Origin of the sequence: Bacillus sp. JJ1532 (genome assembly GCF_036965085.1) — a bacterium.
GTDB lineage: Bacteria > Bacillota > Bacilli > Bacillales > Cytobacillaceae > Cytobacillus.
In genome coordinates this window covers 19,015-34,299 of sequence record NZ_JBALOW010000003.1, presented here as the reverse complement: position 1 = coordinate 34,299, position 15,285 = coordinate 19,015, and the positions used below count along the sequence as shown (strand labels likewise).

Genomic DNA, 15,285 nt, shown 5'->3' with positions numbered 1-15,285 from the left:
ATTTCATAGATTCCTGTCCAATAAAACACTTTACAAGAACCCTTCTGCCGCCCTTCTAAGTATTCAGTAAGCCATAAAAGATACTAATAACCCATCACATATTTTTAAGTTCTCTATTTACTTCCTCAATATCAAAATCCTTATAGCCCTGCATTTTCCCCCACTCGACTATATGGTTATGGTCAGGGTGCATGGGATCAGCAAGGATTTTTAAAAACTCCTCAAAACCATAGGTCCCTCCAACATCTTCTGGAGGTGTATTGCCTCCTCCTTCAAGGCAAACAGGATAGTTGGCATTATAATTGTCCATTACTTCCTCCACCTCGATATCGTGCTGCCAGTTATCACCGAAGTCGTAATTATATTTCAGCCTCTTGTATGCAGGGATATATTCTGATAACTTAATATCGGTATCAAGCTTCATCTCAACATCATTCCGGTAGGCAAAAGCTTCTTCGTGACTAACCAGATTCACCATTGGTTTAAGCCCCTCCTTATGATGAGCAGAATGATTTGTTGATAAGACATGTTCAGATGGTGCATTACCATAAACATAAAATTCATGGAGATGATAGTTCCGCCATCCGAAGGCTGCCTGAAGAATATGATGCAAATGATTAAAGGTCGTATTTATCGGAACAAGAATTCGTCGCCAAACATTCCTATTTTCCAGCCTAAGTGTGACTTTCAGTTGTACCGCCTTCGTCATAAAAATAGATTCACCAGCAAATTCTTCTAGATCCTTATACATCTCTTCGTTTGGCACAATATATTTATTTTTCCCATCACCCACAAGAAAGCGGCTGACCCGCATACTCATCCTTGTATTGAAGATAGAATCGTTTTCCAGTAGCTCCTCGAAAAAATAAACATTTTCACAAGCCTTATTCATTCTTGCTACAGAGGTACGGTCCTTTGTTTTTGTATAGCTGATTTCCTTAGATTGGGAGAGAAACTTTTCTATTACCTCATCCTTAATTCCCTCTTCCCTAAATGTCTCACGAATTCCTTGTAATATAACTTCATCGAGATTTTTAAATTCCTTCGCTTTTAGTCCGTGCAAAACAACCACATACCTATTTTGATCATTCACAAGTACAATAGTCTTCCTGCGGTTAAGGGTGATTAAATGGGCATGCCATGAAAAAAGTGGTTCTTCCTTTACCTGAATATCAGATTTGATATCAAGTTGGTCTAAAAGTTTCTTTGTACATTGAATGAGCATTTATTGGACTCTCCCTTACAGTTTTCTGCAAATATTAACTTAGATTATACAGGAAACCATTAATTAACTAAAAAAATTGATTTAGATTTAAAGCGTATTAGAATCGTAGGAAAAGGAATGAAGGTACGGACCGTGCCTATTTCAAATACGCTGCTGACCGAAATTCAAGACTGGCTAAGCTTCAGGTCAGAAATGACAAAGCAAAAGCTTATTGTAGCCGATTCCCCATATGTTTTTTACAGCCGGCGATCGCCAAAGTTCACTGTCCGTGGGTTCCAGACAAAGATTGAAGGAAATAGTCTACCGAAGAAGAGATTGCCCCCCATATGTTCCGGCATACCTTCTGTAAATGAATGTTAAAATCCACCAATAATGATATTGAAAAAGTAAGGAGACTTGCTGGCCACAGTAATATCGCGACAACAAGCAGATACTTGAAGGATTCATATAGTGATTTGGCGGATGTGGTGGATGCTTTACCTAAATTTTAGGACGAAATCAAGCACTGTTAAAGATTACTTATATAAAAGCACTTGGAATTAATGAAAACATTAAAGGAACTGAAACCAAAAAACAAGCAAAAGAGGGAATTTTAATGATTGAGATTACTGATGTATATTTTGTTAATTCGGAGGATCCAGACTTTAGTCCGGAAATAGAAAGTGGAGTAATGTTAATTGATAACAGATTTGCCCTTGATATTTACCCTAATGAGTGTATATTTCGCACCGTAACTGGTGAATTGAATGGTCTCCCTGTTGTAGACTTATCCATATGTAAACATCTTAGAATAATAGAAACTGAAATAGATAAAAATGAAGTGAATTGGTTGGAATTAATGCAAATGCCATTTGTGAATGTTATTGAAAAACTAGCAAAGTAAAAGGCAGCAATAATCTAAGCCACAAATAAGACCTCTGGTAGTTGGCTGCAATTTTTAGAAATGACCAATGCACATTGAGAAAAAGCAAGCGCCTCTTAAATATGGGGGCATGTACAATCCCTGGAAACCTGACAATGATTGAAGGAGTGTCTAAAAAGAAGAAATTAACGCAGTATATGTTCCGGCATAAGTTTTGCAAGTCCATGTTGAAGGCAAAGAATAATCATATTGAGAAGAAGCTAAGGAGATTGGCGGGGATTGACCTTTCATAAAAGCACTTGGAGAGTTATCTTCAAGTGCTTTTATGAAAATATAATATATTTTCCTATTTACCAGAATCATACGTTATCACATTAATCTTATTTTCTTGATCCTTTTTTTCGTAGTTTACAATAACAATACTAATTACAATTAAAATTAATCCAACTATCAGTGTATAAGTAATTGGCTCATTAAGGAACACTGTACCAGTTAATACCGCAATAAGTGGTACGAGAAATGTAAAGGATGCCACTTTGCTGGCGTCTCCATTATTAATAAGTCCATAATAGATACTAAATGATATAGGAATTCCAAATGTCGCACCGAATACTACCCCTAAAAGATATTCCTGATTCCAAACAATACTTGACCAGTCTTCAACTATTGTACCGATGCCTATTAAAACAGCTCCTCCAATTGTACATTGTAAAGCTACCATCCATAAAGAATCTACCTTATTACTCTCCTTTTTTATATAGATTACACCTAGTGCCCAACATATAGCAGCCAGTATAGCTAAAACTACTCCTATCATAGATATTTGTCCAGTTATCCCATCCGCACTTACTGCTAAAATACCGAGAAAGCCTGTGATTAATCCAATAATTTTTTTTAATGACAATATTTCTCCTAGCCAGATCCAAGCAAATAAACCAATTAGAACAGGTTGGAAATAAACGAGAACTGAAAACAACCCTCCAGGCAAATATATAAGTCCCACTGTTTGAATACCAAAAAATAAAATTGTATTAAATAAAGCGGATATACAGTATCTGAACCAGTTTTCGCGCCAATTTACTCTTTTCCTTGTCCGTAATATAAATAATGATAATAATAAGCCTCCAAGTAGTGCACGCATTCCTGCAAATAGAATCGGCGGAGAGTAAAGTAATGAAACTTTATATATGGACCAGGAAATGCCCCAAACAAAAACTAAGAATGTTATAGCTATGCTGGGTATAGCGGAAATTTTTTTCACTCGGGAACCTCCTTTAAATAGATATCCTCTCATGGTTGATAATCCGGACTTTTCGTTCTACTAAAAATTTCACTATTACAAAAGTAATTTTATTCAAAAAAAACCATTGGGATACCTATCATTTTTAAAACAAAAAATGTTCTTTAGAAATTAGCATCTTAAATAAACAAAAAAATGGATAACTTCACATTAAATATTGCAAAGTATCCATTTTAGCTGGTTATGATAACCAGGACTTGTTAAATAAAGCCTTAATATCAAATTAATTATTATTAAAGATTACCAGTTTTAACTCGGTCATTTCTTTTATTGCATACTTTATCCCTTCTCTCCCAACTCCGCTTTCTTTTACACCACCATATGGCATATGATCAACACGGAATGTAGGGATATCATTAATTAATACGCCTCCTACATGAAGCTTCTTTGAAGCATGCATAGCTGTATGGATATTTTCCGTATAGATACCCGCCTGAAGCCCATATCTAGAGTCATTTACCAAATCTATGGCTTCCTCTACAGAATCAACTTTGTTAATTAAAACAATTGGGGCAAAAACTTCCTGACAAGAAACCTTTGAAGTAGCGTCTACTCCTAGTAGTACTGTTGGAATTAAAATATTTCCTTCATAAGTTCCACCTGTTGCTACTATCGCTCCATGTTGTTTGGCGTCTTCGATCCAATTAAGTGAACGTTCTACATCCTTAGGAGATATTAATGCCGATACATCTGTTTGTGAATCTAAAGGATCTCCAACTATAAGATTTTCAGTCGCTTTTACAAAGCTCTCTACGAAGCTATCGTAATTATCTTTATGGACATAAATCCTTTGAAGTGAAATGCAAACTTGTCCCTGATAACCAAAAGCACCTGTGACACAGCGTGGGACAATTTTTTCAACATCAACGTTTCTATCTACGATAAGAGCTGCGTTTGACCCTAGCTCAAGCGTAACATGCTTTAACCCTGCTTTATTACGAATTCCAATCCCTACTTCAGGACTTCCCGTAAAAGTAATTTTTTTCACCCTATCATCTGCGATTAACTTCTCACCAACAACAGCGCCACTTCCCGTCACTACATTAAAAGCACCTGATGGTAAACCTGCTTCTTGTAAGAGTTCAGCGAGAAAATAGGAAGATAGCGGTGTTTGGCTGGCTGGTTTTAATACGATTGTATTTCCAGCAGCTATAGCTGGTCCAACCTTATGAGCAACGAGATTCATAGGGAAATTAAATGGAGTAATAGCTCCAATTACCCCAAGCGGTTCTCTTACTGTATAGGCTAGTCTCCCTTCTCCACCTGGTGCTGCGTCCATTGGTATTGTTTCTCCACTTAACCTTTTTGCTTCCTCAGCAGCGAACTTATACGTTTGGATCGTTCTCGCTACCTCAACTTTTGCCGTATTTATCGGCTTGGCTGCCTCTTCAGCAATAATTTTAGCTGCCTCATCTGAACGTTTTTCAATTAAATTTGCAAGGTTTTCTAGAATCTTTGCACGTTGATGGCTGGGCATTTCCGACATTGTATTTCTTGTTTGATAAGCAGCCTCAATAGCCAAATCAACCTCCTCTACCGTCGCGGCGGGAACCTCAGCAATTAATTCTCTACTATACGGAGAGAAAAGTGGAGCATATTCCTTTGAATCTAGCCATTCTCCATTGATAAATAACTGCTTTTTTATTGTCTTATTTGTTACCGACATATTTTTTTACCTCCTGAGTATCCAAACTGACTGCATCCCTTAGACTCCTGGCATAATCTGACCATCAGGGTGGTTTCCGATTTACTAAATAAAGAAGCTACACATTCTCTTATAATTTTTGTTCAATTGTATTGATAGAATCATTAAGAATTTCAATCATACTATCAATCTCTTGTTTGTTAATGATTAATGGCGGTGCGAATACCAGAGTATCCATGCCATCAAATACAACAGATCTGCATATGAGGCCCCGTCTGGCAGCTTCATTTACGATTAAGGGGGCTAATGGACCTTGTGAAAATTGATTACTTTCAATTTCTACTGCTCCCATTAAACCTAATCCTCTCACCTCACCAACAAGGTTCCTTTCTGTTTGTACCCATTTAAAGCCATTGAGCATTTCCTCACCCATTTTTTGAGCGTTATCAATTAAATTTTCATTCTCAATTATTTCAATATTTTTTAAAGCTACAGCACAAGCCATTGGATGGCCACTATAGGTATAACCATGCAGAAGTGTCCCAACTGAAAGTTCTTTAAAACCTTCATAAATTGGTTCAGAGAAAACAACCCCACCAAGTTGAGCATATCCACTTGTTACTCCTTTTGCAAAACACATCATATCTGGGGTTACACCATAATGCTCTATTCCGAATGCTCTTCCTGTTCGGCCAAAACCAGTAATCACTTCATCAGTAATAAGCAAAATATTATAATGATTACAGATTTCCCGTACTTCCTTAAAGTAATCTTTAGAGCCTATATGGACACCCCCAGCTCCCTGCACTGGCTCCGCAACAAAGGCAGCAATTGTTTCCGGACCCTCAGCCTCAATTACTTCACGTAAAGCTTGCGCTGATAAATTATCAACATGGTAAAAATCAGGGGCTAATGAATTGGTGAAATCTCTAAAAGGCTTTAAACCTGTTGCACTAGTCGCTCCCATCGCTACCCCATGATAGGATCTACTTCTTGAGATGATTTTCTTTTTCTTCGGCTGGCCTTTTAAAATCCAATAATGCCTGGCAAGTTTATAAGCTGTATCATTTGCTTCCGATCCCCCAGACGTAAAAAAGGTTGCACTTAAATTACCTGGAGTAATCTCAGCTATTTTCGCCGCTAAACGTATAACTGGTTCATTGCTGAATGTGGCGAAACAAGAACTAAAAGCTAATTTATTCATTTGTTCCATTGCTGCTTGCCCTAACTCTTTTCTTCCATGCCCGATGTTTACATTCCAAAGGGAGGACATTCCATCGATTACCCTGTTCCCATTCACATCCTCAAGGTATACACCTTCCCCTTTGGTAAAAATAAATGCTGGACCCTGTGTCTGTTGTTGTTGGATCGCAGAAGTGGGGTGTAAAAAATGTTTTTTGTCTAATTCTATTAATTCCTGGTTTAAAATCGCAATTTTGCTCATTATAATTCTCCCCTTACATGATTAGAAATTTAAAGAAAAGAAATCAACTGTTGCTACGATTTCTAAAAAACCTTTGTTAGGTCTATAGAAGTTATATATGCAACTTTCATGCCAATCTATAAGTTAAACAAAAAATGCAATTTTATTTTAGACTTTAATTCAATAGTGAATTATTTTCCTTTACTTTTAATTTATTTTTTGATTATTTTATACATTTTGATTTATATTTGAATTAAATACAATTTAAGTGAGAGGAAGAGACAGATAGTGACTAATACGGCCTTAGAATTACTATTAGCTAAACTTGTTGAAACATCTAATAACAATATAACTATTACTGATAGTGATGGAATTATTTTAGACTCCAATCCAAATCACTGGTCAATATATGGATTAAAGCCTGATCGGAATGTAGGGGTATCCGTTTTTGATTTAGAGAACAAGGGCATTTTGTCCCCTTCTATTACTGCCAATGTTTTAATTAAAAAAAGACCGGTTCAAATTTTACAACATACAAAGACAGGGCGAATCGTTATGTCAACGGCATTCCCTATTTTTAATGAAGATGGTCAGTTGATACGGGTAATAAGCTATGCGCAAGATCAGACGGAGATAAGGAATTTACAAATTCAATATGAGCAATTACAACGAAAAATCAAAGGCTATCAAACGGAGGTAGAAGAATTAAGGGAAAAAGGGCATCAAAAAATTATCTTTAGAAGCAAAGAGATGCAGCAAATATCTAAAACTATTTCCCGTGTAGCAAAAACGGATGCCACCGTTCTATTTTTAGGTGAGTCTGGTGTAGGTAAAAGTGTACTTGCTCGCTCTCTGCACTCTCAAAGTAACCGGGACAAAGAGCCATTTATAGAGGTAAACTGCAGTACTATCCCTGAGAGCTTATTTGAATCAGAAATGTTCGGTTACGAATCTGGGGCATTTACTGGGGCAAATAAACAGGGAAAACAGGGGCTGATTGAACAAGCAGATGGTGGCACTTTGTTTTTAGATGAAATTGGAGAGCTTCCTTATCCAATGCAGGTTAAGTTACTTAAAATATTGCAAGAAAAAAGAATTATGCGTGTAGGCGGGAAAAAAGAACGACAAATTGATTTCCGTTTAATCACTGCGACAAACCAAGATTTAGAGGATATGGTTGATAAAGGCAAGTTCCGCTTGGATTTATACTATCGACTAAATGTAATTCCTCTTCATATTCCATCCTTAAATGAAAGGAAGGATGACATTCCCATATTAATTCAACATTATGTTCATCACACTAACAAAAAATATAATACAAATATGTATTTACATCCATCTGTTTATGAAGTCTTTATTCAGTACTCATGGCCCGGAAATGTGAGAGAGCTAGAAAATATGATCGAGCGAATCATCTTAATATCAGAGGGAACAACCATTTATCCTGAAGATTTACCTAAATCTATCCGAAGAATTAATGAAAAGAAGCAGAGCCTTGAGTTAAATTCAATTGAACAAGTATTTACACATGAAAAAAGTCTTAAAAAAAACATGGAACATTTAGAAAAGCATCTATTATTAAAAGCCTATGAACGTTGTAAAACCACTTATGAAATGGCAAATTATTTAGGAATAAGTCAGCCATCTGTAATTCGCAAGTTAAAAAAGTATAAAATAAAATAACCATATTGTACATAATTTGAGAACGACAAAATAAACATTATGCTCACTAAAATGAAGTGATTACTAAAATAATAATATTAAAAGATTAGGATATGCCTGTGTTATAATAACAGAAAATAAAAAAAATTCAGCACCCAAGGAGGGCAGTATTTATGACAACGGTAAAAGTAGCTGCAGTTCAAATGGATAGTCAAAATGAAAAAAATATTAACCTTGAAAAAGCAGAGATATTTATTCGTGAGGCAGTACAGAAGGGAGCAGAATTTGTAGCACTTCCTGAATACTTTAACTTTATAGGAACTGAAGAAGAAGAAGGGGAAAACGCTGAGTATTTAGACTCGGGGAGAACGGTACAATTTCTAAAGGATGTTGCAAAGGAATTTAATATCTGGCTTCATGGAGGAAGTATTCTTGAAAAAGTAAAAGGAAATGAAAAGTATTATAATACTTCGATATTAATTAATCCCAATGGTGAGATTGTTTCTGAATATAGAAAAGTTCATTTATATGATGTAGATATAAATAATGGCCCAGAGTTTCAGGAATCTAAAACAAAAGATTTCGGAAAGAAAATAGTCGTGGCAAATACGGAGTTTGCTAAAGTTGGATTATCAATTTGCTATGATGTTAGATTTCCGGAGTTATATCGTTTATTAGCATTACAAGGTGCAGAAATGATTGTAGCACCAGCAGAGTTCCCTACCTTTACCGGCAAGGATCATTGGGAAGTTTTATTAAGAGCTAGGGCTATAGAGAATCAAGTATTCGTTGTCGCACCAGCTCAGATTGGGAACAAGCCTGCATTTCATAGCTTCGGGCGCTCAAAAATAGTTAATCCATGGGGAACTGTAATCGCAACTGCCGCAGATAAAGAAATGGTACTAATGGCGGAATTAGATTTTAGCTATTTACGAGATTTGCGAAAACAATTACCATCATTAAGTAATAGAAGACCAGAGGTTTATTCACTTGAGCCAGTTGTATTAGAAGTATCAAAATGATTAAATATTAATTTAAGCCGTCTCCTATTTCTAGGCATGTTAGTCCTCAAGAGTGCAACGTTTATTCATTTGTTTAACTATGCGTTGTTGAACTTTCTTAAGGTACTTCATAGGGGATCTAAGAATTTTAGTTTATAAAAGCCTAAATTAGCTCTTGTATTTCAAGAGTAAATTAGGCTTTTTTAACTAGTTCTATATCTTTTATTACCTTATTTTACACCACTGCAAAATAAACGCTGCATAGGCTTTTGTCACTTGTTTTACACTCTCTAAATCTACCCATTCGTCTGCTCCATGCATGTTTCCACCGACCGGACCATAACAGGTAGCAGGGATTCCATAGTATAAATTAAAGAAGCGAATATCTGTTGTTGCTGTAACTGATATGTATTCAAGTTCTTTTCCAGTTGTTAACAAATGAGCGTCTTTTAAAAAATGGAAAATTTCTTCCTGTCTATCAACTTCGGCACCTTCTGCATGAAATCCATAGAAACTAATTTCGGGTTTTGTTTGTCGTAACCATTCATCCTGCTCTGATGCCCGTAGAAGATATTCTTTAACTTCTTGTTTTATATCTTCAGGATCTTGACCAGGATATAACCCAACTCTTGCTTCAATAATACATTCGGATGGAACACTGGATGGCCAATCGCCCGCATGGATTTTCCCAATATTAACATTTAAAGGATGGTTATGGTTGGCGAATTCAGGATGTTTTTGACGGCTATTTATCACTCTTTGATAGTCCAACAGTGCCTGAACCATTACATATGCTTTCTCGATTGCATTTACTGCTTTGTCTGCGCGCTCAGTATGGGCCCCTAACCCACGCACTTTAATACGTAGCCAAATTACGCCTACTTGAGCGACAACACCATTTGGTCCAAAGGGTTCAGGAATCAAGGCGCCATCGGCATGGTAGCCGGCATCAAGTAACGCTAATGCCCCATTACCTGTACACTCCTCTTCAATGACTGTCTGGACTTGTACGTCGGCTCCAAGTTCAATTCCCGACTGTTGGATAGCTTTCAATGCGAAGATCATCGCAGCAACTCCAGATTTCATATCCTGAATGCCACGACCATACATTTTGTCTCCAACAATCGTTGAACCCCAAGGGTCATAATTCCAGTACACTACTGGTTCTGGGCTTACAACATCAATATGCCCTTGTAAAATCAAACTTTTTCCAATTTTTTCTCCGTGAGTCTTCAGTGTGCCTGCAACAACGGGTCGCCCTTCATAACTCCATTCCACAGGAGAATACCCTGGAAGTCTAGAGATAGTTTTTATATCAGGTACAAATGAATCAACCTCTAACCCCATGTCTTTCAAATATTGTTCAATATACCGTTGAATTGGCGCTTCGTTCCCAAGGGTACTAGGGTACCTGCCAAGCTGTTGAAGAAAGGCAAGTTCTTCTCCCCATAGCGCCTCTACCTTTTCCATTACAGAAGTTAACACGCTACTTTGAACTGAATGCATTTAGTTCCCTCCGTCAATTAATTTCTGATTGGCTAGATTTAGCGTAACGTATAAAAGAATGTTTACTCCTTTTTCGATATCTTCCTGACTTGTAAATTCGTCTTGGCAATGGCTTCGTCCACCTGCACTTGGAACAAAGATCATACCGGATGGGAAGCTATCGTTAATGTACTTTGCATCATGGCCTGCACCACTTACAATTCTTCGATAGGGATATCCGTACTTCTGTGATGCTTGTTCAATCATCTCTATAACATCTGGGGAAAATCGTGTTGCATCTATATCCCATAAGTTATAAATCTTAACTTGGATATTGTCGCAAGTAGCAAGCATAGTAATTTTACCTTGTATGAACTCAACTGCCTGTCTGCGTATCGTATCGTCAAAGTGGCGAATATCAACAGAGAAGACAACCTTCCCCGGTACAGAATTAACAGAATGAGGGGAAATTTGCATTCGTCCTACCGTAACTAACGTTTCAGAATCCACTTCATGGGCGAAGATAGGTAATGAATGGATAATTTTACAAGCTGTCTGAAGGGCATCTTTTCTTAACTCCATCGGTGTCGTTCCCGCATGAGATGAACTTCCTTCTAAGGTCACTTCTAGCCATGTCATTCCTTGTACACCTTCTACTGCTCCAATAGAAATTCCCTGATTTTCAAGAAGGGGTCCTTGTTCAATATGCAATTCCACGTATCGGTGCGCCTTTTCTATACGATTTTTCTTTTCTCCAACATAACCAATACGTTGCAATTCATCACCAAAGTACTTACCATCTTTGTCTTTTAATCCGTAAATATATTCTTTTCTAAATAGAGAAGCTATACCGCCGGATCCTAGCATTGGTGGTTCAAATCGGGCTCCTTCTTCATTTGTGAAATTAACAACTTCAATAGGCCTTTCCGTTTCTATTCCTCGCTCGTTTAAAGTTCGAATCACTTCAAGGGCAGCAAGAACGCCCAATATCCCATCATATCGACCACCCTCTGGCTGAGTATCAAGATGAGAACCGATCAATACGGGTGCAGCGTCGGGAATTCGCCCTTCCCTACGCCCATATATATTTCCAAAATCATCAAATCGAACGTCTAATCCTTCCTTTGTCATCCACTCGCATAGATGATCTCTCATTACTTTATCTTCATCACTTAACGCAAGCCGGCAAAGCCCGCCTTCGGGAAGGGAGCCAACTTGGTTACTGATTTCTAGCGTTTCCATTAAACGTCGCATATTAATACGAAGCAACACTTCTTTTTCTTGGTCACTATTCATTTGAACAGCTGCTACTTTCCCGGTATTAATCGATTTCATCTATATGTCTCCTATCCAAGATATGCTTCTACAATTCTCTCATCCTCCAAAATCTCATTTGAAGGTCCCGATGTCGTCACGTTTCCTGTCTCTAATACATAAGCTCGCTCCGAAGCTTCAAGAGCTAAGGTGGCATTTTGCTCCACAAGTAGTATGGTAATCCCTGTACGACTGATTGTTTCAATAACCTCAAAGACACGTTCAACAATAACTGGGGCTAAGCCAAGGGATGGCTCATCTAGAATAATAAACTTCGGATTAGAGACCAGTGCTCGACTCAGTGCAAGCATTTGCTGCTCACCGCCTGATAGCGTACCAGCATTTTGTTCTTGTCTTTCTTTTAATATTGGAAATAAAGAAAATACTTTCTCCATTTCTTGTTTCACTTTTGCTTTATCTTTCTGTCGATAAGCGCCAATTTTTAAATTCTCCATTACCGTCATATCTGTAAAAATTCTTCTGCCTTCAGGAACATGCGCAATACCCAGTTCAACAATTTTGTCGGGAGATAAATTAGTAATCTCTTTTCCTTCAAAATATATCTTTCCCTGATTAGGACGGATGAGGCCTGAAATTGCTTTTAACAACGTTGATTTTCCTGCACCATTCGATCCAATTAAAGTCACTACTTCCCCTTGGTTTACTTCGAGTGATACTCCTTTTAAGGCTGCTACCCCACCATAATTTACATGTAAATCCTCTACTCTAAGCATGTTGCTTCCTCCTACCTAAATACGCCTGTACAACATCTGGATTCGCAATCACCCTATCGTAAGATCCTTGGTCGATAAGCTCGCCAAAGTTTAATACTGCAATTTCGTCACATATGCCTTTCACTAGTTTCATATCATGCTCAATTAAAAAGATCGTTTTCTTTTCACTACGTAACTGTCTTACCATATCCATCAACTCGATTGTTTCCGTTGGATTTAACCCAGCTGCAGGTTCATCTAAAAATATGAGTTCTGCCCCTGTAGCAATCGCACGAATGATCTCGATTTTCCGTTGAATTCCCTGTGGTAAGTCATCTGCCAAATCATCACGCAGATGGAAAAGATCATAACGTTCTAACAATTCATCAATATACTTGTAACTCTCTTTCTCTTGCTCCCGGTATTTTCTTGTTTGAAAAAAACTATCAATAAAACGATAAGAAAGCTTCGTATGATTCGAAAGTAAAATATTCTCGAATACACTATGATCTTTCAGCAATCGAATATTTTGAAACGTTCTTGAAATACCAAGAGGAGGAATTTGATGAGGTTTTAGATTTGTAATATTCTTACCTTTAAAAAATACTTCCCCGCTTGTTGGCTTGTAAATGCCTGTTAGCAAGTTAAACATCGTCGTCTTTCCTGCCCCGTTAGGACCAATCAAACCAAATATGCTATTTTCCTTGATAGTAAGATTAACATTATTAACTGCTACGACTCCCCCGAAACGTATAGTTAATCCTTTTGTTTCAAGAATAGATGTTTTCAATGACTTCCTCCTCCTTCCCTATCTGTTTCTTACTTTTCTTTTTCTTCACTTTCTTAGTAAATATTCCACTCAGTCCCTTTGGAGCAAAAATAACAATAAGAACGATCAGAAAACCATAAATTAACATTTGGTATTCAGCAAAAGAGCGTAAATATTCAGATAAGAATGTAATGAATAAGCCACTTGCCACTGAACCAGCTATACTTCCAATTCCCCCAATGAGCAGCATTAGTAAAATGTTAATAGAGGTGGCTAACTGAAAGGTTTCCGGACTTAAAAATAAGACATAATGTGCGTATAGTGAACCGGCCATCCCGGCAATTCCTGCACTCCAGACAAAAGCTAGCGTCTTATGGTAAGCTACATTAATTCCCATTGAACTTGCCGTAATCTCATCGGTTCGAATAGCATAGAGAGCTCTTCCCATCTTCGATTTTTTAATCCGTAAAGATAAGTAAATAACGAGACCGACCATAATCAGAATTAGATAGTAATAATCAATCTTTAAACTAAAATCCACAAACCCAATTGCATTTGGCTTTGGAATACCACTCAGCCCCATCGGTCCTTTGGTCACTTCCATCCAGTTATTTAAAATTAAATGTACAATCTGGCCAAACCCAAGGGTAGCAATAGCAAAATAATGGCCCCGAAGTCGAAGAACCGGGTACCCAATCAAAAGTCCGCCTATAGCAGTAATAACAGAAGCAATAATAAGTGATACAAAAAACGGTAATCCATTCATAGCCAATAAAGCAGAGGTATAAGCACCTATTCCAAAAAACGCTGCATGTCCTAGAGAAATCTGTCCAGCAAAACCAGCAATCACATTTAAACTTAGGACAAGGATAATGTTAATCCCACTAATAACTAAGATGTGCAAAAGGTAATCGTCTACGAATACAAAAGGAAAAGCCAGGACAAGGGACGATAAGAGACCTATGAAAATTATTTTTTTATTTTTCATTTACACTTTCTCCTGAACATGTTTTCCAAATAGGCCTGCAGGTTTAAATAAGAGAACAAGAATCATGATGATAAAAGCAAATACATCCTTATATTCTGAAGATATATATCCTGCGGCATATGTTTCGATTAATCCTATTAATAAGCCACCAGCAATTGCTCCACTAATATTTCCGACTCCTCCAAGGATAATCACCACAAACGCTTTCATTGTTGCGGAGACCCCCATCGTTGGGTAAACACTAAATATTGGTGCAAGCAACATACCGGCCGCAGCTGCTAGTCCGGCCCCCATAAAGAACGTTAAAAAGATAATTGTATTCGCTTTCACTCCCATGAGTCGTGCGATATCCATATCGAACGCACACGCTCTCATGGCAATCCCAATATTCGTTCGTTGAATAACGTAGTAAAGAATTGCAATCAGCACTAATGCTGTTACAAAAATGAAGATACGATGTCCATTCAGAATGATATCCCCAATAACAATTTGGCTGTTACTGAAAGGAGAGGTCAATCCACGCGGATCTGGTCCCCAAATAAGTTGTACTCCATTTTGTAAGATGATCGAAACCCCTAATGAACTTACCAGTAGATTGACTCGATCCGATTTCCGAAGTGGCTTAAATGCAAGCTTCTCCATAATAATTCCTAAAAAAGCAACTACAACTATCACTATAGGAAACGCAAGAAGATAGGGTACATTTAATACTGAAATTAAGCCTACAGCTGTAAATGCTCCGACCATTAACAATTCCCCATGGGCGAAATTCATCATATTCAACATTCCAAAAATTAACGTTAACCCTAGAGCAATAAGTACATAACTACTCCCCATTACTAGACCATTCATTGTTTGCTGGATAAACTCAATCATCAAATTCTCCCTCCTTAATTGA

Annotated in this window: 13 protein-coding genes and 1 pseudogene; 4 read left to right on the top strand and 10 right to left on the bottom strand. The window is 37.4% G+C overall.

All coding sequences use genetic code 11. The features are described 5' to 3' along the window. Window positions 1-94: 94 nt before the first annotated feature. Window positions 95-1,225 carry a plasmid pRiA4b ORF-3 family protein gene (locus V7122_RS01605; protein ID WP_335353263.1) on the bottom strand — a complete coding sequence of 377 codons (1,131 nt, stop codon included), beginning with the start codon at window positions 1,223-1,225 and terminating at the stop codon, window positions 95-97. Between the two features lie 75 nt (window positions 1,226-1,300). Between V7122_RS01605 and V7122_RS01600 the strand changes: the two are divergent. Both V7122_RS01600 and V7122_RS01595 read left to right on the top strand, forming a co-directional pair. Continuing rightward, window positions 1,301-1,716: pseudogene (locus V7122_RS01600) on the top strand (tyrosine-type recombinase/integrase); the annotation flags it as partial. A 104-nt stretch (window positions 1,717-1,820) separates the two neighbouring features. Then, window positions 1,821-2,108 carry a hypothetical protein gene (locus tag V7122_RS01595; protein WP_335525605.1) on the top strand — a complete coding sequence of 96 codons (288 nt, stop codon included), beginning with the start codon at window positions 1,821-1,823 and terminating at the stop codon, window positions 2,106-2,108. Window positions 2,109-2,433: 325 nt separating this feature from the next. On the opposite strand, the gene V7122_RS01590 is transcribed toward V7122_RS01595, so the two are convergent. The 3 genes from V7122_RS01590 to V7122_RS01580 form a co-directional block, all read right to left on the bottom strand. Then, window positions 2,434-3,348: a DMT family transporter gene (locus tag V7122_RS01590; protein WP_335525604.1), complete on the bottom strand. Its 915-nt coding sequence runs from the start codon at window positions 3,346-3,348 to the stop codon at window positions 2,434-2,436. Between the two features lie 262 nt (window positions 3,349-3,610). Then, entirely contained in the window at window positions 3,611-5,053 is a 1,443-nt protein-coding gene (locus tag V7122_RS01585; RefSeq protein WP_335525603.1) for an aldehyde dehydrogenase family protein, read from the bottom strand. Between the two features lie 109 nt (window positions 5,054-5,162). Beyond that, window positions 5,163-6,476: an aminotransferase family protein gene (locus V7122_RS01580; RefSeq protein ID WP_335525602.1), complete on the bottom strand. Its 1,314-nt coding sequence runs from the start codon at window positions 6,474-6,476 to the stop codon at window positions 5,163-5,165. A 267-nt stretch (window positions 6,477-6,743) separates the two neighbouring features. Between V7122_RS01580 and V7122_RS01575 the strand changes: the two genes are divergently transcribed. Then, a complete protein-coding gene (locus V7122_RS01575) occupies window positions 6,744-8,138 on the top strand; it encodes a sigma-54 interaction domain-containing protein (RefSeq protein ID WP_335525601.1) in 1,395 nt (464 codons plus the stop codon). A gap of 152 nt (window positions 8,139-8,290) precedes the next feature. Next, entirely contained in the window at window positions 8,291-9,139 is an 849-nt protein-coding gene (locus V7122_RS01570; protein WP_335525600.1) for a carbon-nitrogen hydrolase family protein, read from the top strand. A 204-nt stretch (window positions 9,140-9,343) separates the two neighbouring features. On the opposite strand, the gene V7122_RS01565 is transcribed toward V7122_RS01570, so the two are convergent. The 6 genes from V7122_RS01565 to V7122_RS01540 are packed head-to-tail and all read right to left on the bottom strand — an operon-like array spanning window position 9,344 to window position 15,263. Next, window positions 9,344-10,624 (bottom strand): ArgE/DapE family deacylase, encoded by a 1,281-nt coding sequence (locus V7122_RS01565; protein ID WP_335525599.1) that lies wholly within the window; start codon window positions 10,622-10,624, stop codon window positions 9,344-9,346. Then, a complete protein-coding gene (locus V7122_RS01560) occupies window positions 10,625-11,938 on the bottom strand; it encodes a Zn-dependent hydrolase (RefSeq protein WP_335525598.1) in 1,314 nt (437 codons plus the stop codon). 11 nt (window positions 11,939-11,949) lie between these two features. Beyond that, the gene (locus tag V7122_RS01555) at window positions 11,950-12,651 is read right to left on the bottom strand and encodes an ABC transporter ATP-binding protein (protein WP_335525597.1); all 702 of its coding nucleotides are present in this window, start codon (window positions 12,649-12,651) and stop codon (window positions 11,950-11,952) included. Then, window positions 12,644-13,420: an ABC transporter ATP-binding protein gene (locus V7122_RS01550; protein ID WP_335525596.1), complete on the bottom strand. Its 777-nt coding sequence runs from the start codon at window positions 13,418-13,420 to the stop codon at window positions 12,644-12,646. The genes V7122_RS01555 and V7122_RS01550 overlap by 8 nt, the downstream gene beginning before the upstream one ends. Continuing rightward, window positions 13,401-14,387 (bottom strand): branched-chain amino acid ABC transporter permease, encoded by a 987-nt coding sequence (locus V7122_RS01545; RefSeq protein ID WP_335525595.1) that lies wholly within the window; start codon window positions 14,385-14,387, stop codon window positions 13,401-13,403. Before V7122_RS01545 ends, V7122_RS01550 begins: the two co-directional genes overlap by 20 nt. Then, on the bottom strand, window positions 14,388-15,263 hold the full coding sequence (locus V7122_RS01540) for a branched-chain amino acid ABC transporter permease (RefSeq protein ID WP_335525594.1): 876 nt from the start codon (window positions 15,261-15,263) through the stop codon (window positions 14,388-14,390). Between the last annotated feature and the right edge of the window lie 22 nt (window positions 15,264-15,285).

Bases quoted from the DNA above. Each gene is read 5' to 3' on its own strand.
- V7122_RS01570 (WP_335525600.1), top strand. From the start codon at position 8,291: ATGACAACGGTAAAAGTAGCTGCAGTTCAAATGGATAGTCAAAATGAA.
- V7122_RS01560 (WP_335525598.1), bottom strand. From the start codon at position 11,938: ATGAAATCGATTAATACCGGGAAAGTAGCAGCTGTTCAAATGAATAGT.
- V7122_RS01555 (WP_335525597.1), bottom strand. From the start codon at position 12,651: ATGCTTAGAGTAGAGGATTTACATGTAAATTATGGTGGGGTAGCAGCC.
- V7122_RS01545 (WP_335525595.1), bottom strand. From the start codon at position 14,387: ATGAAAAATAAAAAAATAATTTTCATAGGTCTCTTATCGTCCCTTGTC.
- V7122_RS01565 (WP_335525599.1), bottom strand. From the start codon at position 10,624: ATGCATTCAGTTCAAAGTAGCGTGTTAACTTCTGTAATGGAAAAGGTA.
- V7122_RS01595 (WP_335525605.1), top strand. From the start codon at position 1,821: ATGATTGAGATTACTGATGTATATTTTGTTAATTCGGAGGATCCAGAC.
- V7122_RS01585 (WP_335525603.1), bottom strand. From the start codon at position 5,053: ATGTCGGTAACAAATAAGACAATAAAAAAGCAGTTATTTATCAATGGA.
- V7122_RS01580 (WP_335525602.1), bottom strand. From the start codon at position 6,476: ATGAGCAAAATTGCGATTTTAAACCAGGAATTAATAGAATTAGACAAA.
- V7122_RS01605 (WP_335353263.1), bottom strand. From the start codon at position 1,225: ATGCTCATTCAATGTACAAAGAAACTTTTAGACCAACTTGATATCAAA.
- V7122_RS01540 (WP_335525594.1), bottom strand. From the start codon at position 15,263: ATGATTGAGTTTATCCAGCAAACAATGAATGGTCTAGTAATGGGGAGT.